Origin of the sequence: Paraburkholderia sp. BL6665CI2N2 (genome assembly GCF_004366535.1) — a bacterium.
In the GTDB taxonomy this organism is placed as follows: Bacteria; Pseudomonadota; Gammaproteobacteria; order Burkholderiales; family Burkholderiaceae; genus Paraburkholderia.
Window position 1 is genome coordinate 2464692 of the sequence record NZ_SORC01000001.1, and the last position, 25068, is coordinate 2489759.

Annotated in this window: 16 protein-coding genes and 6 pseudogenes; 10 read left to right on the forward strand and 12 right to left on the reverse strand. The window is 55.5% G+C overall.

Annotation, left to right across the window (positions count from 1 at the left end; all coding sequences use genetic code 11):
- Positions 1–87: 87 nt before the first annotated feature.
- The gene (locus B0G81_RS11005; RefSeq protein WP_134135270.1) at positions 88–684 is read left to right on the forward strand and encodes a TetR/AcrR family transcriptional regulator; all 597 of its coding nucleotides are present in this window, start codon (positions 88–90) and stop codon (positions 682–684) included.
- A 72-nt stretch (positions 685–756) separates the two neighbouring features.
- On the opposite strand, the gene B0G81_RS11010 is transcribed toward B0G81_RS11005, so the two are convergent.
- The 6 genes and pseudogenes from B0G81_RS11010 to B0G81_RS11030 all read right to left on the reverse strand — a co-directional run.
- Entirely contained in the window at positions 757–1959 is a 1203-nt protein-coding gene (locus B0G81_RS11010) for an alkene reductase (RefSeq protein ID WP_347877448.1), read from the reverse strand.
- 167 nt (positions 1960–2126) lie between these two features.
- Positions 2127–2937: pseudogene (locus B0G81_RS11015) on the reverse strand (IS5 family transposase).
- Positions 2938–2946: 9 nt separating this feature from the next.
- Positions 2947–3111, reverse strand: a complete 165-nt coding sequence (locus B0G81_RS43585) for a hypothetical protein (RefSeq protein WP_166678959.1) — start codon at positions 3109–3111, stop codon at positions 2947–2949.
- A gap of 31 nt (positions 3112–3142) precedes the next feature.
- A pseudogene (locus tag B0G81_RS11020) lies at positions 3143–3568 on the reverse strand (transposase); the annotation flags it as partial.
- A 67-nt stretch (positions 3569–3635) separates the two neighbouring features.
- Positions 3636–5177 (reverse strand): IS3 family transposase, encoded by a 1542-nt coding sequence (locus B0G81_RS11025; RefSeq protein ID WP_134135275.1) that lies wholly within the window; start codon positions 5175–5177, stop codon positions 3636–3638.
- An 80-nt stretch (positions 5178–5257) separates the two neighbouring features.
- Positions 5258–5789: pseudogene (locus tag B0G81_RS11030) on the reverse strand (IS5 family transposase); the annotation flags it as partial.
- A gap of 1435 nt (positions 5790–7224) precedes the next feature.
- Here B0G81_RS11030 and B0G81_RS11035 point away from each other — a divergent pair.
- The 4 genes from B0G81_RS11035 to B0G81_RS11050 all read left to right on the forward strand — a co-directional run bounded on the left by B0G81_RS11035 (position 7225) and on the right by B0G81_RS11050 (position 11665).
- Positions 7225–7677 (forward strand): MarR family winged helix-turn-helix transcriptional regulator, encoded by a 453-nt coding sequence (locus B0G81_RS11035; protein WP_243856758.1) that lies wholly within the window; start codon positions 7225–7227, stop codon positions 7675–7677.
- Between the two features lie 820 nt (positions 7678–8497).
- A complete protein-coding gene (locus B0G81_RS45360; protein ID WP_134135277.1) occupies positions 8498–8962 on the forward strand; it encodes a DUF3331 domain-containing protein in 465 nt (154 codons plus the stop codon).
- 1122 nt (positions 8963–10084) lie between these two features.
- Positions 10085–11167 (forward strand): hypothetical protein, encoded by a 1083-nt coding sequence (locus B0G81_RS11045; protein ID WP_134135279.1) that lies wholly within the window; start codon positions 10085–10087, stop codon positions 11165–11167.
- A 189-nt stretch (positions 11168–11356) separates the two neighbouring features.
- Positions 11357–11665 (forward strand): hypothetical protein, encoded by a 309-nt coding sequence (locus tag B0G81_RS11050; protein WP_134135281.1) that lies wholly within the window; start codon positions 11357–11359, stop codon positions 11663–11665.
- 969 nt (positions 11666–12634) lie between these two features.
- On the opposite strand, the pseudogene B0G81_RS11055 reads toward B0G81_RS11050, so the two are convergent.
- Positions 12635–13445 (reverse strand): annotated as a pseudogene (locus B0G81_RS11055) (IS5 family transposase).
- Positions 13446–13559: 114 nt separating this feature from the next.
- Between B0G81_RS11055 and B0G81_RS11060 the strand changes: the two are divergent.
- Positions 13560–14511, forward strand: a pseudogene (locus tag B0G81_RS11060) (IS5 family transposase).
- Positions 14512–14791: 280 nt separating this feature from the next.
- A pseudogene (locus B0G81_RS44570) lies at positions 14792–15097 on the forward strand (ABC transporter substrate-binding protein); the annotation flags it as partial.
- 1 nt (position 15098) lies between these two features.
- On the opposite strand, the gene B0G81_RS43590 reads toward B0G81_RS44570, so the two are convergent.
- A complete protein-coding gene (locus tag B0G81_RS43590; protein ID WP_166678960.1) occupies positions 15099–15446 on the reverse strand; it encodes a hypothetical protein in 348 nt (115 codons plus the stop codon).
- Between the two features lie 523 nt (positions 15447–15969).
- On the opposite strand from B0G81_RS43590, the gene B0G81_RS11070 reads away from it, so the two are divergent.
- Both B0G81_RS11070 and B0G81_RS11080 read left to right on the forward strand, forming a co-directional pair.
- Positions 15970–16872: a LysR substrate-binding domain-containing protein gene (locus B0G81_RS11070; RefSeq protein ID WP_279590467.1), complete on the forward strand. Its 903-nt coding sequence runs from the start codon at positions 15970–15972 to the stop codon at positions 16870–16872.
- 819 nt (positions 16873–17691) lie between these two features.
- On the forward strand, positions 17692–18789 hold the full coding sequence (locus tag B0G81_RS11080) for an IS5 family transposase (protein ID WP_134135291.1): 1098 nt from the start codon (positions 17692–17694) through the stop codon (positions 18787–18789).
- Between the two features lie 266 nt (positions 18790–19055).
- Here the strand turns inward: B0G81_RS11080 and B0G81_RS11085 are convergent, their stop codons facing one another.
- Together B0G81_RS11085 and B0G81_RS11095 are read right to left on the reverse strand one after the other, a co-directional pair.
- Entirely contained in the window at positions 19056–20372 is a 1317-nt protein-coding gene (locus B0G81_RS11085; protein WP_134135296.1) for an IS701 family transposase, read from the reverse strand.
- Positions 20373–20842: 470 nt separating this feature from the next.
- On the reverse strand, positions 20843–22024 hold the full coding sequence (locus tag B0G81_RS11095; protein WP_134135299.1) for an MFS transporter: 1182 nt from the start codon (positions 22022–22024) through the stop codon (positions 20843–20845).
- Between the two features lie 149 nt (positions 22025–22173).
- On the opposite strand from B0G81_RS11095, the gene B0G81_RS11100 reads away from it, so the two are divergent.
- Positions 22174–22692 carry a helix-turn-helix domain-containing protein gene (locus tag B0G81_RS11100; RefSeq protein WP_134135301.1) on the forward strand — a complete coding sequence of 173 codons (519 nt, stop codon included), beginning with the start codon at positions 22174–22176 and terminating at the stop codon, positions 22690–22692.
- A 103-nt stretch (positions 22693–22795) separates the two neighbouring features.
- On the opposite strand, the gene B0G81_RS44575 is transcribed toward B0G81_RS11100, so the two are convergent.
- Both B0G81_RS44575 and B0G81_RS11110 read right to left on the reverse strand, forming a co-directional pair.
- Complete coding sequence (locus tag B0G81_RS44575; RefSeq protein WP_243856424.1) at positions 22796–23041, reverse strand: hypothetical protein; 246 nt, start codon at positions 23039–23041, stop codon at positions 22796–22798.
- A gap of 240 nt (positions 23042–23281) precedes the next feature.
- Complete coding sequence (locus B0G81_RS11110) at positions 23282–24958, reverse strand: methyl-accepting chemotaxis protein (RefSeq protein ID WP_134135303.1); 1677 nt, start codon at positions 24956–24958, stop codon at positions 23282–23284.
- Between the last annotated feature and the right edge of the window lie 110 nt (positions 24959–25068).

The window sequence follows — 25068 nt, forward strand, 5'->3', positions numbered from 1 at the left end:
GTGGATCGGTTTGAAATTCTGTAAGCGGGCGCTACCATAAGTGACGCGCGACAAGTGACCGCGAAACGTCGCGGCAAGGACTACCTGATGAAGAAGTCGAAGGTTGAAACTGCGGAAACACGGAAGCGGATTGTGGAAGCTGCTGCTCGAACGTTTCGAAACAACGGGATACATGCGACAGGTGTCGCGGAGATCATGTCCGCTGCCGGAATGACACATGGCGGCTTCTATCGACACTTCGCGTCCAAAGACCAATTGGTCGCCGAAGCATGCGCTGCTAGCATGGAGACGATAGTCCACTCGGCCGAAGCTGCAGGCAAAGGAGGCGAGGAAGCTTTCCTTAAGCATTTGGTGACTTCTCTTTCGGACGAGTATCGTGACGATTGCTTGGGCGGCTGTCCGCTCGTTGCTGTGGGTAGCGAGTTGGCTCGAGCTGACATGGAGACACGTCGCGCAGCATCTCAAGGTTTTCGAGAATTGATAGATGTCATAGTCAAACAGATCTCCTTCGATGACCCAGCATCAGCAAAAGGCGAAGCTATATTTGCGGTGTCGGCGATAATTGGCGCGGTAACCTTATCGAGAATCGTTGACGATCCGGAGCTTTCCGACCTTGTTCTCGAAGAGTCCAGAAAGCGTGTAGCCGAATTATGGGCAAAATCTCCGCAAGGCGCCTTGGATTGACAGTAGTGGGTTGACTATATGCCTGTCTCGCTGCCTCTTCAGCCCACTGGTCTTCACGAAAGCGTGGTTACTCTACGCAGGCCATGGGGCACTTGATGAGGTGGTGGTCTCGGCTTCCTCACCAAAGAACGGATAATCTATGTAACCGAATTCCGTTCCGCCGAGGAATGTCGAACGGTCGTAAGGGTTGAAGGGTAAGTTGCGGCGAATACGTCGCGGCAGATCCGGGTTGGCAGCGAAGTGGCGTCCGAATGCAACCAGATCTGCGTCTCCTGCCTGAATGATCGCTTCTGCCGAATGGCCGTCAAAGCCACCAGCCGCGATGATGACGCCTGGAAGGTGTTGTCTGAAATACCGGGTGGCAACCGGGTTTTGGTCGACACATTTGTCCTCAGCAACACCGTTGATGCGCGGTTCGATCAGGTGCAGGTATGCAATATTTAGCTTGGCAAGCTCTTGTACGACGTAAGTAAAGAGGGCGATCGGATCGTTATCGCACATCTCGCCAAATCTGCCGCTTGGGCTAAGATGAACCGCCACTCGGTCGTCGCCCCAGACAGAAATGAGGGCGCGTGTGGTCTCAATAAGCAGCCGCGCGCGATTTTCAAACGAGCCACCGTAAATATCAGTCCGTTTGTTGCTTCCATTCTGAAGGAATGCATCGAAGAGGTAACCATTTGCTCCGTGCAACTCAACGCCATCGAAACCGGCAGCGAGGGCGCGCCGGGCGGCAGTGCGGAATCCCTCCACGATTGCTGAAATCTCGTTGGTATCAAGCACGCGATTTGGTGTAGCGGCAACCCATCCGTTTTCCGTAAAGGCTACACCAGTGGGAGCCACTTCCGATGGCCCAGCAGGCTGACCGCCGTTTGGTTGCAAATCTGCATGTGACTGACGGCCAGCATGATAGAGCTGCGAGAAGATTCGACCGCTTTTCGCGTGGACTGCATCGGTTACGCTGCGCCAACCGGCAATCTGGCTGTTGTCGTACATGCCCGGAGAGCCTAGATAGCCGTTCCCGTCCGCCGTTGCAGCCGTCCCTTCAGTGAGAAGAAAGCCGCCGAGCGAGATACGTTGGCCATAATATTCAGCCATCAGTGGGCCAGGAATGCCGCCATCTTCTGCCCGCATCCGCGTCAGCGGGCAAGAACGACACGATGTGGAAATTCGTACGGGCCGATTCTGACGCTTGCAAAAAGTCTGGACATAATTTTCTCGCAAAAATAAAGTCTCTGGGTCATGACGAGGATGATGGATATCCAGATGCAATTTCAAGTCGATTTGTCCAGTCGGTCTTGTCGCTAACTCAGTGAGCAGAGTTTATGTGCACAGTTGCGAAAACTGTATCCAGCCATGCTAGGAAACAGCTCCCCAGAATTTGGGGATATCGCGCGCAAATCGACTTGATTCCGTGTTAGGGAAGTTAAGAAGCTGTTGCGAAATTAGTTAAACAGAGGCTTTAGGCGCGTCCAGCAAATTAAGGCGCAAGCCAAAGACAGGAATGCTTCGTGAACATGCGCATAGCGTTCGTAACGAATCTTGAGCCGTCGAAACGAGTGAAGCCACGCGATCGAACGCTCGACTGGCCAACGCGTTTTTCCAAGCCCACTGCCATGCGACGAGCCGATTTTTGCGAGCACTGGCGTGATGCCTCGCTCGCGCAAGCGCCGCCGATGGGGTTCGGAACTGTAGCCCCGGTCGCCCTGAACGATTTGCGGCTTGTGCAGGGGACGGCCCCGCTTGCCCCGGATGTGTGGAATGGCATCGACCAGCGCATCAAGCTGGGTAATGTCGTGCCGGTTCGCCGCGCTCAGGATGACCGCGAGCGGGATGCCTTGCGCGTCGACGATGAGGTGGTGTTTGCTGCCGAGCTTGCGCCGGTCCGTGGGATTCGGGCCGGTTTTTTTCCCGCCAGCACGGCGCGAATCGATGAGCTGTCGACGAGCGCACGCGAGAAATCGATTTCGCCACGGCGACGCAGTTCGGCGAGCAACGTTTTGTGAATGTGTTGCCAGACACCTGCCTTTTGCCACGCGACGAGCCGTCGCCAGCAAACTGTGCCTGAACCACATCCCATTCTTGCGGCAGAAGGTTCCACGCAATGCCTGAGCGCAGCACGAACACGATGCCGGTCAGCACCGCTCGGTCAGGTGTCGGTTGGCGGCCCGCAAACTGGCGATTGCGTGGTGCTCGCGCAGGCAGCAGGGGTTCGATGAGTGACCACAATTCGTCGTCTATCAGTTCTTTAGGCATCACTTCCTGTCAGGCAAAACAAGACAGGAAGTTAACACCAAGCCGGAAAAGGTTAAGGAAGGTCTGCACAACCCGCTTTGAAGCCGTACCTTTCGCATCGAGCGCGGCCTTGGCGTTCAGATCTTTGTTGTTGAGTTGATTGTCAGGTTTTTTCCGCAAGCCGGAGCGCTTCAACCAGACATGTGGCCTTCATCGGCCCGGTGTTTCAAGATTTGCGCAAAGCTCTGCGCGCCATCCACAAATTGCCCAAAGCAAACAGCGTGGTGATCTGGGCGGTGTTTTTCATCAAACCACGATAGCGGGTCTTCGTGTAATCGAACTGCCGCTTGAGGATGCGAAACGGGTGTTCGACCTTCGCCCGAATACCCGCCTTCAGGCGTTCGATCTGATCGTATATCGCATCCAGCGAATCATTCAGATCCAGTTTCCTGCGTTTTGCCGGTCACATTGCAACATGCCAACGAATCGCGTCTGCCTCACAACGCTTTTCGATACCCTGATACCCAGCGTCCGCGTATACATCCGTTTCTTCGCCGTGTAGCAACGCTTCGGCGACGGTGATGTCGTGCACGTTAGCGGCCGTTCCAATGATTGTATGAACCAGGCCCGAGTCGGCGTCTACGCCGACATGTGTCAACGCCGACTGAAACCTGCTCCACATTTCGAGGGTGGGGGTGCGGCTAAATACTTGGACTGGTTTATGCTGCAATTCCCAGGCTCTCCCGGTATTCGAGCGGGCTGAGAGCGCCTAGCGAGACCTTGATCCGCTTCGCGTTATACCAGCGTATGTAGGAGTCAAGTACCTCAATGAATTGCTCGACGGTCGTAGTCCGCCAATCACGGGAATGGAACCACTCCGTTTTGAGCCGCCCGAAGAAGCCTTCGCAGGCCGCGTTATCGGGTGAGCATCCTTTGCGTGACATCGAGCGAACTAGTTTGGCATCACGTATGCGTGCGAGCCATCCAGGCCAGCGATAGTGCGCCCCGCGATCAGAGTGGACCACAGGCCGTTTATTACTGTTGGCTACCGTCTTGATGCCCTCATCAAGCATGGTATTTACAAGTTCGGCATCCGGTCGCGTGCCGATTGTCCAACTCACCACCAGTCCATCGAAGCAGTCGATCAACGGAGACAGATACACCTTGCCGGCCGGGATCTGGAATTCGGTAATGTCGGTGAGCCACTTCTCGTTCGGGGCTCCTGCGCGGAAGTCACGATTGATGATGTTCTCCGGCGCAGGGCTTATTTCTCCGCCGTAGGAGCGGTAGCGACGTCGTCTTGCTGTGGCAGCGGTCAGCCCATCCTGCCTCATCAAACGTCGCATCACTTTCTCCGAGATAACGACCTTCTGCCTGCCCAGTGCAGCGCGTATCCGGCGATAGCCATAACACCGGTGATTGACTTCAAAGATGTCTGCGATGACTCGGCGAGCGCCAGCATACTTGTCGGCCACGAGCAGACGCGCACGATGATAGAAGTAGGAACTGCGAGCTAGCCCCAATACGGCTAAAAGCTCTGACAACGTGTAGGTGTTTTTCAGGGCATCAACCAGCATCGTCTTCTCCCGGTTGCTCAGGAGTTGCGGGACGATGCCCCTTCCTTTTTTTATCAGTTCGTTCGCCTTCTTCAGGATGTCGTGCTCGAGCTGCAGTTGCCGGACGTCGCGTCGAAGCGATTCGACCTGCTGTTCCAGTTTCGCACGCTCACTGTCAGGCGCTGGCTTCTTCTGGCGTTTCATGGATGCTGGGGCTTCACGACCGAGTAGCTGGTTCTTCCAATTGTAAAGCGTTGGCCTGCTCACGCCTGCTTTCTGCGCAAGCAGGCGCGCGCTTTCCTCTCTGGTGCACAGTTCGATGACTGCCGCCTGCTTCACCGCCGGCGATTTCGGAATGCTGCCAGTTGCTCTGCCGACAATGCGTTTTCCGATTTCGGGATGCAGTTCTTCGATCCAGGCGGCGAGCGTCCCGCGACTGGGATATCCCAACGCCCTCAAGGTTGCAGCAGCACAACGGCCCTGGCCTAAGTAATGATCGACGGCCACCTTCTTCCGTTCGGCCGAATATACCGGCCTGGAACGAACATAGCCGGTCTGCAAATCATGACATCGCTCGTATTCGAGATGCCACGATTTCAGAGAATTCTTGGTCGGATAACCCAGCTGTCGGATGGTCGCCCCGACGCGCTTACCCAACTTCAAATAAAGCCGGACCGCTCGCATGCGGTCTTCGTACGAGTACATGAACTACCTCCAGGTAGTCCAAGTTTTCGTCCGCAGCTCCTCCGCAGCTCCAAGGGGTCATTTTTACATCGGCGCTAACAGACATGCATTTTCATCCCAAAGTACCAGTTGCCACCTTTCTGCGTCGATTTCATTTCTGGATCCCGCGTGCCAGAGCCGTTCTTTGTCGAACTGGGCGCGGCAATCAGGGTTGCGTCAACCGCCGATCCAGCCTTAAGCATCAGGCCTTTCTCCGTGAGGATCTCATTGACCAGCGACAGCATTTGCGCCGCCAGCCCATGCGTTTCGAGCAGATGGCGGAACCGCAGTATCGTGCTTTCATCCGGCAGTCGCACCATGCCTCCGTCGAGACCGCGAACTCGCGATAAAGCGGCACTCATAGAGTGCTTCTTCCATAGCAGGGTCCGACAGACCAAACCATTGCTGCATGAAATGAATCTGCAGCATCGTTGCAACCGGGAACGGTGGTCGACCGGTTTTGCCCCTGGGATAGTGCGGTTCGATCAGCGCAATCAGCTTCAGCCAGGGCACAACGCGTCGCATCTCATCGAGAAATTCCCGCTTGCGCGTCCACTTCGTCGACAAATCCAGACCAAGACCAAGCTGCGTCATCATGTTGCTCCTCACAAAATCCGCTCCGTTTCCAGGATAGCTCGGCAGCAACACAATGCCAGGACTTTTGCAGACCCTCCTTAACAGACCCAAAATTTAATTTCGCAACAGCGTCTAAGTCATTACCACGTGCGCCTGGCTTTTTATGCCGGAAGAGGGGAGGGTTTCCAGCTGTAGGGATGGGCACCGCCCAAGCCTGAACAGCGCGTCTAAACATGGGTTTGCAACTGGCATGCGTTGAAGCTGACCAAACCTGATCATCGCGTTTAAAAAAACAGGTTCTACACGGTATATCTTGTAGGGATACCGGATGCGACTCTTATCAACTGGCGAGGCCACGGCAGAGCCGAGCGTCGCGGTGGGCACGCTGCTACGCTGGCATCGACAGGGCCCGCTGATGCCCCTCGGCCGCCCTCCAGATCATCAGCGACGGTGCGGGCCATCTGAGCGCTGTGCAAGCTATCGCAGGTAAGACCGCCTGTTACGCCCATGTTTCATCACGTGAGCAAAGCGAACAGTTCAGGACTTAGGCCGCAAGGCTCGAAGGATATTGGTGGACAGTAGAACGAGCAATCAGAAGAAAGGCTTGCAGCATTTGCCGCTGGATCTCCCTCGGGGTCGTGTCGCTCGACTGGTGCCGGTCACGAAGGATCAGTTACCGCACTTTGGTAGCGAGTTGACGTCGAAGTTATCGTTCTCGGCGCGGCACCGGATGCGAGCCGCGAACAGCTGTTCACCGAAGATTTGGTCGAAACCCTGACGGTTATATCGCCGCTCCTGTACGGCGTGCATTGCCGTAAGAGTCTGCGAGCACTGGCCGCCTGATGCAGTCGACAGCGCAGACCCGGCTGTCGCTGTCATCGGTCGACGCCAGCTTGCAGGACGAGACGACCGGGTTCTATAGCACGATGAAACGCAAGCGATACGCACACGCCACTGCCCAACGCTGCAGTCGCACAAGGCCGCCTGATGCTGTGAGCGCGGCATTTCAGTGCGCGCCTTCAACGCAGTGGCCGCCGAGCAGCAACCTTAAGGCACTTATGTTTCGTTTCTGCGGTTTGCAAAGCGACGCCGGATGTTGAAGATCCGCCAAACAGTGGGTGGAGCGTTCCAATTGCGTGCGATGCGTCGGCTCGCACAAGTTTGAGTACTCAAAGCCGGTAGTAGCGTTCTGGATACTACCACGCGAGATGCCTCAAATCGTGGGACGCCGACGCGTAGATTAGTTGATTATTAGGTCGGTAACATCTGCTGGATTATAGTTGATATCCACGGTTTTGATTGGAATGTAGGCGCTGATGTATAGCCCATGTAACCAAAAGTTAAGCAACTACATCCAAGCGTGCAAGCGCAATCTTTGGCTCGAATCAACACAATCAAGAGCATCTATTTGCGGTTTGAGCGATAATCAACAGCAAGTTCTTTGTTCGGGGAAATTGTGGACAGTTCACATCGACCATATCCGGCTGGATATCGCTTCTCGGAGCAAGTGGGCCACCTACTGCGCCGTGCCTACCAACGGCATATGGGCATATTCCAGCAAGCGATCCCTGACGCGCAACTCACTGCCGCTCAATTTATTACCCTCTGCGCGCTGCGTGAGTTGGGTGCGAGTTCTCTAAACGATATCGTTAAGTTCACGGCCATTGATCAGGCAACGTTGCGCGGCATAGTCGACAGACTGAAGGTGCGCGAGTTGATCACGGTCGCTGCAGACCCGTGGGATGGGCGAAAGGTGCTTGTGACTAACACGCCTGCCGGCGAAGATCTCATAGACCAGATCACCCCATTTGGCTTCCAGATATCGGAGCAAACGTTTGGAGAGTTGAATCCCGCAGAGCGGGTAGCGTTGCTGTTTTTACTAAGAAAAATGATTGAGACGGACTGATAGGCGCTATCACTCCCGTGCGCGCGGCGCGTCATCAATTGACTAAAATTGGGCGAATTTCTTCGGTAGGCCGCTGCGCCACCAGTCGGCTGTTGCGGTTTATCCGCTCTCCCTCAGCCAATCACTCTGCGAACCGCCGATAAGGCGCTGCCTAGGTCCTGTCAGGCCAGGCAGGTCGCCCTCGTACGAGTGTGTCGCATCATGTTTGGCGGCGCCAGTTTTTCATTGCTCAATTCTTCGTAAAAAGAACAATGAAAAATCGTTATCAGAAGATTTTGTTGGATTTATGTTTAACAATTATGCTTCAAGGGGCATATTAAATTGTTCGTGTTCTTGCGGAGATAAGGTGTATGCACTAGGATGTCGTGACGGGAACGTTCAGTTTCATTGATTCATTTCGCGTTTGTGCAGCACGCGGTGAACGAAGAAGATGTCGGCCACTGAGCTGGAAAACCAGCCGGAGCAAAGTCCGGAAAGCTCCATGAAAGAGCCCAGCCGAATGAATCAGTAAGCAATCGGTCATAAGCAGATTGAATCGGTAGGGATGTTTGTGTTGAATTGCGTCGTTGTTCAATTGGCCATGGACATAGCAGTGCGATGCGGGGAACCTTCTACGATACGAGCTGAAACATGAAGATGTCTGTTTGATCGGCACGCATCGCTGCGGCAAGGTCGAACTTGATAGCTGAGGAAGAAACTCGAATCGTTCTAGATGTTGCAGCGTCGCTCTTTTCTGAGTCCCGGCTGGCCACTTAGGAGTACTAATTGAGATCAATTTTCGATCTGGAAAGATCGGAAAAGTACTGGCGGAGAGGATGCTATGAGAGAAGATCAGCTAATCAGTGTCTGGCAACGTATTTTGGACGAGATTTGCTCAGCCGGTTACCCTGACAGGAAAGGCTCTAAGCGGATCCAACGGCTCAATGTTCGAGCAAAATGTGGTCGCCCACCTGGAAATACGGCACGTGACGAAGAAAGTCGAACGTGGGATGCCGGTGGAATCGCTGATATAGAAAGACGTAGCCGAGGCACTATCGCAATGGACTGGGCTGATGCAACGCTTGGCCACTATGGTGAACAACTCTGGTCTCTCGGTGTAGCACGTAGGAAGGCGACATGCGCGCTCTCTGGAGAACCAATTAAACGCGGCGACAGCATTTATAGACCACGTCACATGGGCGGAAAAGCTCCGTCGAATGCGACGGCAATGATCCTCGCTTCTTTCCTGGATGCACGTTATTTTTCGAGCAATAGATCGAAGGATTACATGGTGGCAAGTCGCTAGTCGTCGACTGATGTGTAGCTAGCTAAGCGAAATGGATGGGTTTACTGCGCTATTTTCGTGAGGCTGGCATACTGAACCAGCTCGCTTGCACAGGAGTATTTCATCCCCTCTTAGGCCCGCTCTTCTCGAGCGGGCTCTTTTTGCGCATCGTGAGTCGTATGTAGACGTTGATAAGAGCCGCCAATGCGAGGTTTGGACCGGTCAACGAAACAATAAAGTTATCTGCCGATCAGACTGAAGCTAGCGGTTGTTATTTTGTGGCAAGGAAAAGGTGTTGCAACTGACGCATGATTCTCATGCTATCTGACGGTTACGACCGAAGCTAACGTGTCCGATGATCTGTCGCGTGAGGAACGCTTTTCGTGCCTGCGAGTGTTCGTGTGATCGGATAAGCACAACCGACAGGAGTTTTGATGCAACGAACTCGCAGCAAGACAAGCCAAATCGTTAGACAGAAATAGGGTGTTTTATTCGGTTACCGCCCCCCCGTACATGATTACGAAGACAGCAGGATCTGAACTGACGATTGAGTGCCTGGAATTTGGTGCGAGCTCAATGTAGATCGCTCAAATGTATTTCAGGCGTCTGCTGGAGAGCGCGCGACAAGAAAGCGACCGCCAAACCTCAATTATCAGAGGCCAACTGCAGCACAAGCTTCGACAGAATGACAGTCTTCGACTCGTCGCCGCCAACCGGTAGTTCGTTGGTAGTTCGTCGTCACCGAAGTCCCCCATCTTGTTAGCTATCAATGCAGATACGTTGCGATAGAGAGGGTCTTTATTGCGCGGGGTTTGTGCCGCTTTGGGAAAAAAGGCGGGGATTTCTGCTTTAACTTCTAAACATCGCTAGGATCAGTAGGAAGCTGTTTCTTGATGCCGTTCAGCACGCTATGCGCGACAGGACTGAGACGTTACGCCTCCAAGCTGAAACGGTTAGGCGCGTTACTCAGAGATGTTGCCAACACTTGGAAAAATTCGCGTGTGACTTGCTCGTCGCCGACGACGCTGCCTGTTTCGCAGTGGGCGCTCACGAAAGAGGGGAGTTCACATTTGTCAGTTTGGCGGTCGGGTCGATGGGCTCGCTGGGCGGGTCGCGGGCCTACAGTTCAAGGTGTGTGTCGACATGCTTAAAGAATATGATCTTCGGTCAGATGTTCTCGATACACTCATTGGGTCTGCTGCGGTATCGCCTCGTCACGATCGGCTCCGCTCGCGCCTGGCGGAACGATTAAGTTTTGATCGAATTGCGTGTGTCAAGTCGTGTGCCCAGTATTCTCCACGACCTGGGCGGATACTTGATGCTAAGCAAAGAGAAGTCGCTGCTGATTTTCGAGCATGGTTACCAGGTGAGCTCGAGGCGCGGGGAGGCGATGTGGAGTCGGCCAGAAGCCATTTTCATCAGTCAGGTTTCGCCCTCACCGAGATACGAAGGGTGCTGCACTACTTTACGCACGACCGGGGCGGCGATCAAGATGACTTTGTGCAGTTTCGAGTGTGGGAAGAACAGGAGTTCCTCGCGCAGGAGCCATTTGAGCGCAAAATCTGGTGGCGGTACGGCGGAGTAGACGATTCTGAAATCAATGCCGAATACGGTCCCCAGCGATTCGCTAAAGTGCCGCTAGGTCCGCCCGGATATCGTCTGCATGATGCTATCGACATCAAAGTATTCAACCTCGTTGCCAATAGTTGGTATGCCTATGAGAGGGCGGTACGCAGTGGAACCTGCATCAATTTCTCCCCCATTGACGTTGCGGTGGTCTGTGCAGTGGCTAGGGAAAGTCCGAGGCGAGATTTTTATCGCTGCGCGAGGGATGGCCAACGATTTTTCGATGACTGGTCCCAGTCGAGTCTTGCTTCCGCTGGAGCGCGGGTCGGTAGTCGCTGGTGTTTCGATATTCTTGAGTACACGGACGCGCGTAACATCCGCTCTTTGACGTTTTTTCCTCAATGGACTCACAGACAAAATATTTCGTCGATAAAAAAATGCACTGCAAGCGACATTCGTGGCTTGTATGCACGCTTGCAACGATTCGACGAACGGGTGGGTGGACCGTTCAGCTGGTTTTTCTATGGACTGCAAGGCGATCTGGTCAAGCAGATGCAAATGGATCTGATCGGAAAGGGTGCGCAAGCTGGACTCATCGTTCTTCCGCCAGAGAATCGAGTCATCTTACAGCGGTGGATGGACCAGCCTTATGGGTTCTGACGTGCCGAAGCTGGTGCAATTTGGTCCTCTCGGGATTTCAAAGAACTGGCCTTGGGTCAATGCGTGGCTGTGGCAAGTGTTGACTATAAAAAAAATATCACGAGTTCGGCATCATTGGGCGGTTGCAGCTAGTATAGAACCACCCTCAATTTTTGGCGCTTTAACCTACCAATCTGAAAGGACGGCGTGATGAAGAGACAAACTTCTGGTCACGTAAAAAATCATCGCTGGGTTGGAATCACAAAAATTAGGGTGGAGCACGATGAGGCGCACCAAGTGCCGAGCGTAAGCTCAGCAGACGTTGAAGACCTTAGGCGTCGGTTGAGCGTGATGACCCATCGCCTTCAGGAAATTACGACGATGACGATAAAGATGGGGATGTTTGGCACCGAAATACGAGGCAATAAAAAATATGATGATCTCAACCGAGAGTACGATCGCCTTGTGAATGACTCGCAATCTGTTAGGGGGCAGTTGGCCGCGCTCAACGATGCGTAGCAGGACGCGATGGCAATGGCTTGCTCGGTTTCGGAGAATAAATACTGCGAGTGAGGGTGGTCGTGTCTATTCGGGCCTCGCCGGGCATGCAGGTGCCCCGCCGGAATTTGGCGGGCCGAACCGCGACGGAACTCTGCTTGAGGTCGTGGCGTGGGAGGAGGTGCATTCAATCCGATTGCGCCATCATTCCTCCGACTCGCGACCAATGCCGAGTGAATGTTGGCGAGCCGTAAGCAGCGAGTTTAGACATACCGGGCCACTCTCGTAGAGCGCAAGATCTTGGCAACGAGGATCTGTTCCGGCGCTGGACTATTCAGTCGTGGCATTCGATGTTAGGATTATGATTGCTTACTACAAGTGTTTACCTGTTTTGGCGATCAAAAATTGGGGCTGAGGGAGGCTTGTCGTGGCGTTATATCAAGATGTTAGCGTTGTAACTCAGATGGACGATGCTGCGTTTACGGCAACTTACAAGCCGGGAACGAGTGCTCCGTATGCGGGTATTTACCGGTGCACCAAGTGTAGGCATGAGATCGGGATTGCAGAAGGACATATACTTCCTACTCAGACACATAGCAAGCACCCGCCGGCGCTTGGCGACATCGTGTGGCAGCTAACAGTATTTGCGCAACATAACCGTTGATGTGCAAGGCCTGCGCGATGTTGGTTTCCCCCAAAAAAAATAGAGCCGCGCATCGGGGCGACAGGCTACTGCCACGATAACCCCGGGACGGGGCTTGACGACGGAGCTATGCTCTCGGCAAAGAGCCCATCAAAATACAACGCCCCCCTCAAGAACATCAGCGCTCTGCCGATATTGCGTGTAGGACGCTTTGATCGAAAAGTGCGCGTTGGCTGATCTGCGACAGACGGCACCTCGATGGTCGCACTAAACGCAACTCAATGTCGGAGAGTGGCACAAGCGTCACGTCTAAAAACAGAATACGACATTAAGAAGCTGTTGCGAAATTAGTTAAACAGAGGCTTTAGGCGCGTCCAGCAAATTAAGGCGCAAGCCAAAGACAGGAATGCTTCGTGAACATGCGCATAGCGTTCGTAACGAATCTTGAGCCGTCGAAACGAGTGAAGCCACGCGATCGAACACTCGACTGGCCAACGCGTTTTTCCAAGCCCACTGCCATGCGACGAGCCGATTTTTGCGAGCACTGGCGTGATGCCTCGCTCGCGCAAGCGCCGCCGATGGGGTTCGGAACTGTAGCCCCGGTCGCCCTGAACGATTTGCGGCTTGTGCAGGGGACGGCCCCGCTTGCCCCGGATGTGTGGAATGGCATCGACCAGCGCATCAAGCTGGGTAATGTCGTGCCGGTTCGCCGCGCTCAGGATGACCGCGAGCGGGATGCCTTGCGCGTCGACGATGAGGTGGTGTTTGCTGCCGAGCTTGCGCCGGTCCGTGGGATTCGGGCCGGTTTTTTTCCCGCCAGCACGGCGCGAATCGATGAGCTGTCGACGAGCGCACGCGAGAAATCGATTTCGCCACGGCGACGCAGTTCGGCGAGCAACGTTTTGTGAATGTGTTGCCAGACACCTGCCTTTTGCCACGCGACGAGCCGTCGCCAGCAAACTGTGCCTGAACCACATCCCATTCTTGCGGCAGAAGGTTCCACGCAATGCCTGAGCGCAGCACGAACACGATGCCGGTCAGCACCGCTCGGTCAGGTGTCGGTTGGCGGCCCGCAAACTGGCGATTGCGCGGTGCTCGCGCTGGCAGCAGGGGTTCGATGAGTGACCACAATTCGTCGTCTATCAGTTCTTTTGGCATCGCTTCCTGTCAGGCAAAACAAGACAGAAGTTAAGGAGGGTCTGCAAAAGTCCTGGCATTGTGTTGCTGCCGAGCTATCCTGGAAACGGAGCGGATTTTGTGAGGAGCAACATGATGACGCAGCTTGGTCTTGGTCTGGATTTGTCGACGAAGTGGACGCGCAAGCGGGAATTTCTCGATGAGATGCGACGCGTTGTGCCCTGGCTGAAGCTGATTGCGCTGATCGAACCGCACTATCCCAGGGGCAAAACCGGTCGACCACCGTTCCCGGTTGCAACGATGCTGCAGATTCATTTCATGCAGCAATGGTTTGGTCTGTCGGACCCTGCTATGGAAGAAGCACTCTATGAGTGCCGCTTTATCGCGAGTTCGCGGTCTCGACGGAGGCATGGTGCGACTGCCGGATGAAAGCACGATACTGCGGTTCCGCCATCTGCTCGAAACGCATGGGCTGGCGGCGCAAATGCTGTCGCTGGTCAATGAGATCCTCACGGAGAAAGGCCTGATGCTTAAGGCTGGATCGGCGGTTGACGCAACCCTGATTGCCGCGCCCAGTTCGACAAAGAACGGCTCTGGCACGCGGGATCCAGAAATGAAATCGACGCAGAAAGGTGGCAACTGGTACTTTGGGATGAAAATGCATGTCGGCGTAGACGCCGACTCGGGCCTGGTTCATACAACCATTGGAACGGCCGCTAACGTGCACGACATCACCGTCGCCGAAGCGTTGCTACACGGCGAAGAAACGGATGTATACGCGGACGCTGGGTATCAGGGTATCGAAAAGCGTTGTGAGGCAGACGCGATTCGTTGGCATGTTGCAATGTGACCGGCAAAACGCAGGAAACTGGATCTGAATGATTCGCTGGATGCGATATACGATCAGATCGAACGCCTGAAGGCGGGTATTCGGGCGAAGGTCGAACACCCGTTTCGCATCCTCAAGCGGCAGTTCGGTTACACGAAGACCCGCTATCGTGGTTTGATGAAAAACACCGCCCAGATCACCACGCTGTTTGCTTTGGGCAATTTGTGGATGGCGCGCAGAGCTTTGCGCAAATCTTGAAACACCGGGCCGATGAAGGCCACATGTCTGGTTGAAGCGCTCCGGCTTGCGGAAAAAACCTGACAATCAACTCAACAACAAAGATCTGAACGCCAAGGCCGCGCTCGATGCGAAAGGTACGGCTTCAAAGCGGGTTGTGCAGACCTTCCTTAACACCAAGCCGAAAAAGTTAACAGACCCAAAAATTTAATTTCGCAACAGCGTTCAAATCTATCTTCGTACGATACGAGACGCTGTGATTCAACATGGTCTTTTGGGGCTAGCGATATCGCTACTTTTTATGAGCAATGCTATCGCAGCAGGCCCCGAATGTTCGCGTTCGTTTGCGCTCGCGCTACACGATCACGGTCTGCTCTATTCGGCCGAGACCGGCACCAGAATTGACAGGGATTTTGCGAGCGAGTTGATTCGCCGTAGCGGTTGCTAGATCAGAGTTAGTCTCATGTCGCGGGCCCGGATCTGGAAGTTGATTGAATCAGGTGGGTTGGATTTCAGCCTGTCGCGCATTGCCGATGATAGGCGCAATGAGTACGCCGACTTTGCTTGGTATTTCAGGGACAAATACTATCTGTTGGTACGCAAGGATGTCATGCCTTCATGGACTTCCTATCCGAGCTTGGCAAACCGTCCCGGCGGGACTGGGCGGCTTTGCGCTGCACCTTAACACCTCCGAGGGCGCGACACTCTTCCTCCAACGCTGCTAACCGGTCCGCCGGGGTGGTGGCATCGCATGCGGCGATTGCGTCCAGCATGGTTGCAGTTGTAGCGGAATCGAAATCAAGGAATTCCTGTGACAGTTCTGCGAGCTGCGCCCGCGCTGCGCCTTGGTTTCGTACGGCTTCGACGTCGCTGGACAGATCGAGAATCCGGCTATCAAGCAGCAGGGACTGACGCGCCTGATTGGCTCCAGACTCAATCGAGCGCAGGCGCTGCACATAATCGACGGTCCTCTCACCGCCCAATACCGTTTGCGCCTCGGCTATCTAAACGTCGACTCGATCGAACATGAGGTCAAGAGGTGAGGCCGTGCGCCGTTTCGCCTTCCATACTTCAAACTTTGCTCTGCGCTGGAGTCTTTGAGCCGCGTATCCAGTAGTCGGACAGAGTCGTTGATGTCGTTTCGGGCTTTGCTTCTGTTGAATTCATGAGTGAAACTCCGCGTTCGATAGCTAATTCGAGCACCACACGAAGCATCATCCAGAAAACCGAAAACACGCTGGAGTGCCGTAATCCGGTCGGCTTCGAACCTGCCCGTTCGTCGTTGTGTATATGCTCCGTACGTTGTCAAGATTGCAAAAAAGGCAACTAAAGTCGGCCCGCGTGAGACGGAATATTCTGCCGTCGAGAGGACCAACTTACGGAGGCAGATGGTGCCATCTATCGACCCGCAGATTAATCCGCTAATATAGAGCATCATCTTTTCGAAAAGTGAGAAGCCGATTGGACCGCCTTGAGGCAATGGCTATGCTGCTCACTTCTGTTGAACGAGGGAGTTTTTCCGCTGCCGCTCGAGACTTGGGTATTCCGATCCCGACGCTCATCCGCAAGATTAATGACCTTGAGAGTGGTCTACGTACGCAACTCCTAGCTCGTTCGACCCGTAAGCTGACCCTGACAGATTCGGGGGCTGTGTACGTTGAAACGGCTCGTCGCATACTGGACCTCGTAGATGAGCAGGAGCGCGAGGTGACAGGCGAATTCAAGGCTCCCCGGGGGGCGCTTGCAATCGCTACCCCGGTACTATTCGGGCGTCTTTATGTGCTTCCCGTAGTTCTGGATTTTCTCGCACAGTTTCCGGATATTGATGTCACGCTTCTGCAATCGGACCGGAACGTTGACCTCATCGAGGATCAGGTTGACCTTGCAGTTCGCATAGGAAGGCTGCCCGACAGCAGTATGATAGCGACACAGGTCGGTTCGATGCGCACAGTCGTCTGTGCTAGTCCGTCACTCCTCCGTGAAAAAGGTGAGCCGCAAACACCAACCGACTTGGCATGCATGCCATGCGTGATGTTTAACGGGCCTCGGCTATCGCCCAAATGGCGTTTCCGGACGTCGGAATCAGATGCGCTAGCGACAATTTCAGTCAAACCTCGATTGCGTGCAGCGACACCGGATGCAGCCGTGGAGGCGGCGGCTCATGGACTTGGCTTTACATATCTGCTCGATTATCACATCGCTGACGCTGTCGACAGAGGCGAACTTCGCGTAATCCTTGAAAAGTACGAAGTTGATCCGATTCCTGTTCATCTTGTCCACGTTGCGCGTGCGCAAATGCCACTCAAGCTGAGGAGTTTCATAGATTTCGCGGTACCTCGGCTGAGAAAAACTCTATCGAGATTTGGCAAATCTTCGAGTTGAAGTATGCAGATTCCAAGCCGCCGGACATTGAAAAGATGGTGTGCGGCCTGTCATTCGTTGAGCTATGACAGCAATAACTTACAAGGAAGACAGGCGCAGTGAGCTCCTGCCCATCCGGCTTTGCAAAACTCCATAGCTGTTGTTTCTTAAATTTATGCATCATCGTCCTCAGCAACATCATTGGACTACGTTTTCAAACATACCGTTTGTTGCCCAAGGGGCGTTCGGGCGAAAACCGTCCGAATGGGCACCAGGATACGGCATCGCTTCACAGGGGCACCCGCTACCATCCTTTGTGCTCACGCGACAGCAGGTTCGCGATGAATGCCGAAATCCCGACAGGTCTGTCTTGCATGGTTAAATATGCGTCATGTCATGGGGTCTTCAGGGTGCAACAGGCAGAGGAGCTCATGCGGCACAACGCGCGGAGAAGAAGGCACGCGTGCGTGCGCTTCATGCAAGGATAATGATTCACGGAAAGACCAGCTGCACAAGCTTTCCACGGCGCTCGTCGAGGAGTACGGCGCTATCTTCATCGGCAACGTGAACGCTTCCGCGCTTGCGAGGACACGGATGGCAAAATCCGTGCTGGACGCAGGCTGGAACCTGTTCCGGACCATGCTGCAATACAGGTGCGATTACGCCGGCGTGTGGTTCGACGAGGTCGATGAAGCGTATTCAACCGTACCCTGTGGCAGCTGTAAACGGCGCACAGGCCCTAGCAGGCTGTTGAATTTGGATCCCGTGTAAACGGGGTTTGAGGGACGGGCGTTATGGATATCGTGTTCATGATTTTTGGCAGCGGATGCGATGCGCGGAATGGATGAGATGCAGGAACCCCTGTTCACGACAGTCAAGCTCGAGGACTTCGTCCCGGCGGATCACCCGGTGGGACCGATCCGGTTGCTGGTGAATGATGCGTTGAAACGGCTCAACGGGCTGTTCAGCGTCATCTACGCGGACACCGGCCGTGCCTCGATTGCGCCCGAGAAGCTGATGCGGGCGCTGCTGTTGCAGGTGTTCTACTCGGTGCGCAGCGAGCGCATGCTCATGGAGCAGATGCGCTACAACCTGCTGTTCCGCTGGTTTGTCGGGCTGGCGATTGAGGACACCGTGTGGGACCACTCGGTGTTCTCGAAGAACCGCGACCGGCTGCTGGAGCATGAAGTCGTGGAAGCGTTCTTCACTGAAGTCATGAGCCTGGCGGACAAGCGGGGCCTGCTGTCGAGAGACCATTTCTCGGTGGACGGCACGCTGATTCAGGCGTGGGCCAGTCACAAGAGCTTCCGCCGCAAGGACGGCCCGGACGATGGTCCGCCAGCCGGCGGTGGCCGTAACGCCGACACTGACTGGAAAGGCGAGCGACGTAGCAATGCCACGCACGAGTCGACTACTGATCCCGAGGCGCGATTGTTCAAGAAGAGCCACAAGAGCCCGGCCATCCTGTGCTACCACGGACACATCCTGATGGAGAACCGCTCGGGGCTGGTGGTCGGCGCCGTGGTCAGTCACGCGGATGGTTTTGCCAAGCGGGCGAGCGCGTTGCAATTGCTCGACTGCGTGCCAGGCGCTCATACGAAGACAGTCGGTGCCGACAAGGCGTATGACACCCGCGACTTCGTGAACGATTGCCGGGCTCGCAATGTAACGCCGCATGTCGCGCGCAACGATGATCGCCAAGGTGGTAGCGCGATCGACGGTCGCACTTCGCGGCATGCGGGCTACAGGATCAGCCAGATCATCCGCAAACGTATCGAAGAGCATTTCGGCCGGGGTAAAACGGTCGGTCGGATCCGGCAGACGGTCTATCGTGGCATCCGGCGCGTCGACCAGCACTTCAAACTGACGATGGTTGCGAGCAATCTGACCCGCATGGCCCGAATGCCAGGTGTGGTGCCGCAAGGAGCGACGCGTTGAGCCGCCACGGCGCGAAGACTGCGCGCCAGAAGGGCAGCATGCGCGCGCATGCCCCGCGCGGACAGCGCGGCAAACCGGTAATTCAGCGGGAAATTGCACGCGCAAGTCTCCTGAACATAGCTTCGGTCGTCATGACGGGGCGCTTTTCAACAGCCTGCTAGTCTTACTGTGTCACATAAGTTGTTGTGTGGTCTTTCGCTACCCAGGAAGAGTGCCATCGCCGCATGAGCCGTAGTCCAAGCAGGATGCGCAACGTAGTTATGGAATCAGGAACGTGACGTTGAGCGCGCTGGACTGCCCCGGGGGATGTAATCCGGGGGAAGGGAAGGCAGCGTGCGTTCAGCGACGTTTTTTTTACCGCGTTCATCCGAGCGCATCCTGAGTCGCTGAGCCATCAGAAACCCATATGCAGCGATACTCAGCGTGGCGTGGTGGTGAAAGCCACGCCAGCCTCGCCCTTCGTAATGGCCGAGTCCGAACTCCTGTTTCAGGTCCTGGTAGTCGCGCTCGATGCGCCAGCGCATCTTGGTTACGAACACGAGCTGCTCAAGTGTCGCCTCCTCAGGGGCGGTAGTGAAAAAGTACTTGAGTGGCTCCGCATCGCCGTCAGGCCATTCAATGAGCAGCCATTCTTCGTCGCGAACGGTACTTCGCCAGTAGTCGCGATGTGCGGGACGAACCCGTACGGCGGCAAAGCGTGAGGAAAGTGCTGAGTTGCTGCCTTCCCGCCAGGTTACGGTTTGCCAGGCGTTCACGGGCAATTGCATGGCCAGTTCCTTCACCGCGAGCGGTTCGTGGCCGGGTGCACGGCGCAACAGTGTCGGCGGCTTGCCGCGCCCGCTCCAGGGTTTGGGCGGAAGTGGCGCCGTACCGCGCGCCCACACAGAGGTGCCAGGCCGGATCCCTACCGCGTACAACAAACCCAGTTCAGTGATGCCATCGCGGAAAGCGGTTTCGTCGCCGTACCCAGCATCGGCCAGCACGATGCCCGGTGCAACGCCGGATGCTATAGCCTCCCGAAGTTGGGCCAGCGCAATCTCGGGCTTGGTCTCGAAGGCCAGATCGTCGGGAATGCCCGCACGACGGGCTCGTTCCCGGTCGTCAATCCATTCCTGGGGGACATACAGCTGCCAGGCGATCGGCAGGCTGCCGCGTTGCGTCGCAATCGACAGGCTCACGGCGACCTGACAGTTGTCTTGTTTGCCGAGTTGCCCACAGTACTGACGTGTCACCCCGACCGAATGACGCCCCTTCTTTGGAAAGCCTGTGTCGTCAACGATCCAGTAGTAGCCGGTTTCTTCTGCAGCGTGCGCGTCTAACGCGGGCATCACCCATTCGTGCACCCGCTGCAAGACAGCCCGGTCAGACCATTCTGCCTTGGCCACAAAGTGGTGGAGTGACTGGTGCTTCGCACTCGCGTGAAGTGGGTCAATATGCGCGGCCATCGGTTCGACACTCTTGCGTGACAACGGCAATACCAGGCCCGAACAGTAGCCCTTGAGGCCGGCATGGCGATCGGCGTGACCCAATACCTGCGTCAGATGGTTAAGATACGAATCAAATTCGTCGACATCTTCTCTCATCGCGATCGCCCGGAGTTTGCATTATTCAATAGTACCAGGTACCACGCCACTGCGAATATTCTTTATGACACAGTCAGACTAGGGGTCTGGAAGGTTTGCGAATAAGCGAATGGGCCTGTCATGAGTGTGGTGCGTATCATCACCGCGACATTAACTCGACAGACAACATTCTCGCGGCGGGACGTCGGCGTCTGGCAGTAGGAATCTGCGTCCTTCCCGCGTCTTGCGCGGCAGCCGTAGGCTGAGGGCGGGGAGGACGTCAAACAATGAATGGCGCTTGGTTGGATGACGTAAGGGCCGGTTCTGCAACTAGCCAGAACCGACGCACTTTCTGTAGGAGGTATCGTCGATTTTGCCGTCAGAATTGACGCCGCCATGGTGACGCGCGCTATATTTGAACCCGGCCATTGGCGCACTCCATCCGATCTCCTTTGGCGAAAACATGGCGTCGTACCAACCGTCTCCGCTGGTCAAGCGGTGGCGGCAGCTTTAATGCCTTTGGTGTTGGCAACCGCATTGATGCGCACGGTGGCGAGTTCCGAGACGAGTAGTGCAATGAGGACCATCACGCTTGCAAGGTAGCCAAGATTGTGGCTGCCAATAATCGGGATCGCTGCAGCGCCGATTACGCCTGCGATTGATACTCCGATGTATGTGCCCGAGGTGTTGAGTCCCACCAGCACCGGAGCCATCGCAGGATTCAATGTCACGAGGCGGAACTGTTGCGGGACAAGTAGGCCCCAAGCACAAGCGCCCCAAACAGTGACGGCGATTGCCGCGCTCCACAGGTGAGTCCCGGACCAAGGCATCGAAATAATGACAGCCATCACCGCGATGAGCATGACAATGATCACCTTGCGCGAGCCGATCCTGTCAAGCACACGGCCCGTAAGCAGATTGGTGACCGTTCCTGCCAAGCCCCACAACACGAGGAGCATCCCCATCATGGTGGCGCTGCCCCCGATTGCCCGGTCGAACACCACCGAAAAATAGTTATAGACGATAAAGGTACCGATCTGCGCAAGAACCGTTGTTGCGAGGACCATCACGACCCGCGAGTCAGTAAGCGGAGAAAGGCGTCTCCCTAGGGAAATGGCAGGCTGCAGCGGTACTTCTGGTAGGAGTGCCCAGATGCCAGCAAAGCCCACAGCGCCGAGTAATGCGACGAATAGCAACGGCCAGCGCCAGTCGGCAAGCCCGCCGATAACTGCGCCGATAGGAGTGCCTAGTGCGGTCGCGATCGTCAGACCGGCGACGATGATGGATAGAGCAAAGCCGCGCCGCTCAGGCGGAACCAGCATCGTGGCAGTCCCGCTCGCAGTGGGAGAAAACATGGCTGCGCCCACGCCTGCCAGTGCTCGGGTAGCCAAAGCAATACCGAAGCTCGGCGCGAAGATGGTCGCAAGATTGGAGATGACAAACAGCCCCATGCCGCCCATTAACAGGCGTTTGCGGGGCACGGCTGCCGCGAGTGCAGCGACGGTGGGCGCTAGAAGCGCGTAGGTGATGGCGTAGACGGTGGTCATCTGACCAGCCGCGCCGATGCTCACATGAAAGGCGCGAGAGATTAGCGGCAAGATTCCCGCGAACATGAAGCTGTCAGAACCTAGAGCAAACATGCCCAAGGCAAGTGTAAGGAGGCGGCGGTCCATAGCGATTTCCTGAAGCAAACAGATGCGATTAAGTTGCGTGACGAAACTATAGACAGCAGAGTTTTCTCACGCAACTATTTAAAATGACGAACAGTTTGTCGGAATCCGGTAAGTTGCATGATGCAACTAAGTATGGTAGAACGTCCTTCATGTATAGAAAACGCCTTGATGGAACGAACTGCTCGATTGCGCGCGCCCTCGATGAGGTCGGCGAGTGGTGGACGCTGCTGATCGTACGGGAGTGCACCCAGGGAACTGCACGCTTCGACGAATTTCAGAGCCAACTCGGCATAGCTCGAAACGTTCTGGCCTCTCGCCTGGAACGCCTGATTGAGCTGGGAATAATTGAACGCTATCCGGTGGCAGAGCGGGCCAATACTTACGCATACCGATTGACGGAGAAAGGCAGCGAACTATATCCCGTGCTGGTTGCGCTGATGCAGTGGGGCGATCGATGGCTTGCGCCAAATGGAAAGCCACCCGTCACTTTAGTTGAGCATTCCAGTGGTGACCCAATCCAATCGTTAATCGTGCAAAGCAGAGAGGGTCGACCATTGAGTTTTCATGAGGTGCGCTTCGCGGCGGGATCTGGCGCAACTTCGACTACCCATGCGGTCATCGACAATCGCAACCAACGGGTGCTTGGTAAAGCGAGCGGAGAATATTGACAGGTTTGCAGCAGGAAGCGTTAAGTCAGCGCAAACCTGAGCATCCCGTTTAAAAACGGGTCCTACATCCGGTATCTTATTGAGATATCGGACACGATTTCTATCAATTGGCAAGACGGCGGCAGAATTGGGTGTAGCGGCAGGCACGCTGCGGAGCGGGCATCGGCAGGGCCTGTTGATGCGTTTCGGCCGGACTGCCGGAGGCCATCGGCGATACCAGCATGACACGGTGCGCGCCACCATGGGTGCCGGGCCAGTCGTCGCAGGCAAGACCGTCTGTTACGCCCGCGTTTCCTCGCACTACCGGATCGGACAGCTGAAGTCGCTGGCGCACCGGCTCGAGCGCCATTGCATCAACTCAAGTTTCGCTGATATCGAGGCCATTACCAACCTGCAGCGGATGGAGGTGTGGTGTGCAGTGATTCGTCACCCAGGACGGCAAGCCGCGCCGAAGTGCGACAGGTACCACGGGCGGCGGTGACAATGTAGTCCCAGTCAGCAGGGACTGCCGTTATCCCTGCGACAACAATCTGCATGTGCAGGTTTGTGTGCCATTAAGCTAACGGTAGGCGCGCCTGCAAACCACCGGCTAAACCGAAGTCGATTCCGTTCGTGGTCCCGTCGCATCGCCAACGATGTTCGTTCTGGCCGGAGTCTGTTCACGACTACGCTTGACTGGCAGTGCATCAGCAATGTCTGCCTTTGAAGAATTATCTCCAAGCTTGAAGGTCGACACGATCTCGCGCAGCTTGCTGGATTGCGCTGACATCGATTGCGCCGCAGCTGAGGCTTCTTCAACCAATGCGGCGTTTTGCTGCGTCACATGGTCCATCTGCGCCACGGCAGTATTGACCTGTTCGATGCCAGTATGCTGTTCGAGAGAGGCGGCCGTAATCTCTCCCATCAGGTCGGCGACCCGCTTGACCGCCTGGACTATGTCGCCCATGGTCATGCCTGCTTCGCTCACCAGATCCGAGCCGACCTTCACCCGATCGCCTGCGTCTGTAATGAGCACTTTTATCTCTTTTGCAGCGCTGGCACTCCGTTGTGCAAGGGTCCGCACTTCGGCGGCGACAACGGCAAAACCACGCCCCTGGTCGCCCGCACGCGCCGCTTCTACCGCCGCGTTTAGCGCGAGAATATTCGTCTGAAATGCGATGCCCTCGATCACAGCAATAATATCGGTAACCTTGGCCGAGCTCTCCGATATCGCATGCATGGTGTCGATCACCCGGCTCATCACCCTGCCTCCACGCTGTGCGATACCGGATGCGTTTGCTGCTAGCGTGCTGCCTTGCTGGGCATTTTCGGCGTTTTGCCTGACCGTTGAAGTCAGCTCCTCCATGCTGGCTGCGGTTTCCTCGAGTGACGCAGCCTGTTCTTCGGTACGCCGACTCAGATCGACATTGCCGGCTGCGATTTGTGCTGCCCCCGTTGCAATGCTCTCGCTGCCATATCGTACTTGCCCAACCAGTTCTGCTAGTCTCGCATTCATATGTTTGAGCGCTCGCAGTAGCTGGCTCGCTTCGTCCTTGCCATTTACTTCGATTCTCGAGGTGAGGTCGCCTTGTTCAACCGTCTGGGCAATCTTGATGGACACACCAATTGGAACCGTGATGGAGCGAATGATGAAGAACGCAACAATGAGGCTCAACAGGATGGCTATTCCGATCAGCGCACACGTAAGCACCAGCGCTTTATGGAAGGCTGCTGCAGCGTCCGTACTGGAGTCGTCCGCTCCCTGACTGTTGAGCGCAATGTCCTGTGCGATGAGTGCAGTGACTTTGCCGAACGCGCGCGAAGACTCGCCTTCGGCGAAAGCCCGGGCGTTACTGAACTGCTCATCCCCGCTGTCGGAAAGCTCGTTCAGTTTTTTGTCCAGACCGAGATAGGTGTTCCATGCTGTCTTGATCTGGTTCGACAGTTGCAACTCCTCGGCGGAGCCGACCACTGCCTCGTACTGTGGCCACACCTGCGAAAGCTCCTTCAGTGCTGCGTCATCTCTTGCCCGCTGGGACTGACGTTCCGAGGAACTGGTTGCAATCAGAAAACTCAAGGAGGCTTGTCGGGTCTCATCAGCCAGTGCCCGGATATTGCCTAGTCGCTGGACACTGGGAAGCAGCTCCGTTGCAAGGTTCTGCGTGCCGTCATAAATGTGAGAAGCCTGGACCAGGCCCAACGCACCTATCAAGCATAGCAAAACAAGCATCGCGCCAAATCCGATGCCAAGGCGAACGCCGATTTTTAGGTTGCCAATAATTTTCACGATTTTCCTTCACGTATAGGTTGCGACGAGCGTTAAAAGGATCCAAGCAACACGTACAACCCATATTGACCAGGAAATTTGCTGTCCGGTGATGGGACTCCACCTTGCGC

What these genes read in the sequence shown, in the direction of transcription:
- B0G81_RS11045 (WP_134135279.1), top strand. Translation starts at nt 10,085, where the DNA reads ATGCTTAAAGAATATGATCTTCGGTCAGATGTTCTCGATACACTCATT.
- B0G81_RS11080 (WP_134135291.1), top strand. Translation starts at nt 17,692, where the DNA reads ATGGATGAGATGCAGGAACCCCTGTTCACGACAGTCAAGCTCGAGGAC.
- B0G81_RS11085 (WP_134135296.1), bottom strand. Translation starts at nt 20,372, where the DNA reads ATGAGAGAAGATGTCGACGAATTTGATTCGTATCTTAACCATCTGACG.
- B0G81_RS11050 (WP_134135281.1), top strand. Translation starts at nt 11,357, where the DNA reads ATGAAGAGACAAACTTCTGGTCACGTAAAAAATCATCGCTGGGTTGGA.
- B0G81_RS11025 (WP_134135275.1), bottom strand. Translation starts at nt 5,177, where the DNA reads ATGTACTCGTACGAAGACCGCATGCGAGCGGTCCGGCTTTATTTGAAG.
- B0G81_RS11005 (WP_134135270.1), top strand. Translation starts at nt 88, where the DNA reads ATGAAGAAGTCGAAGGTTGAAACTGCGGAAACACGGAAGCGGATTGTG.
- B0G81_RS11095 (WP_134135299.1), bottom strand. Translation starts at nt 22,024, where the DNA reads ATGGACCGCCGCCTCCTTACACTTGCCTTGGGCATGTTTGCTCTAGGT.
- B0G81_RS11070 (WP_279590467.1), top strand. Translation starts at nt 15,970, where the DNA reads ATGGCTATGCTGCTCACTTCTGTTGAACGAGGGAGTTTTTCCGCTGCC.
- B0G81_RS45360 (WP_134135277.1), top strand. Translation starts at nt 8,498, where the DNA reads ATGAGAGAAGATCAGCTAATCAGTGTCTGGCAACGTATTTTGGACGAG.
- B0G81_RS44575 (WP_243856424.1), bottom strand. Translation starts at nt 23,041, where the DNA reads ATGGCGCTCGAGCCGGTGCGCCAGCGACTTCAGCTGTCCGATCCGGTA.
- B0G81_RS11100 (WP_134135301.1), top strand. Translation starts at nt 22,174, where the DNA reads ATGTATAGAAAACGCCTTGATGGAACGAACTGCTCGATTGCGCGCGCC.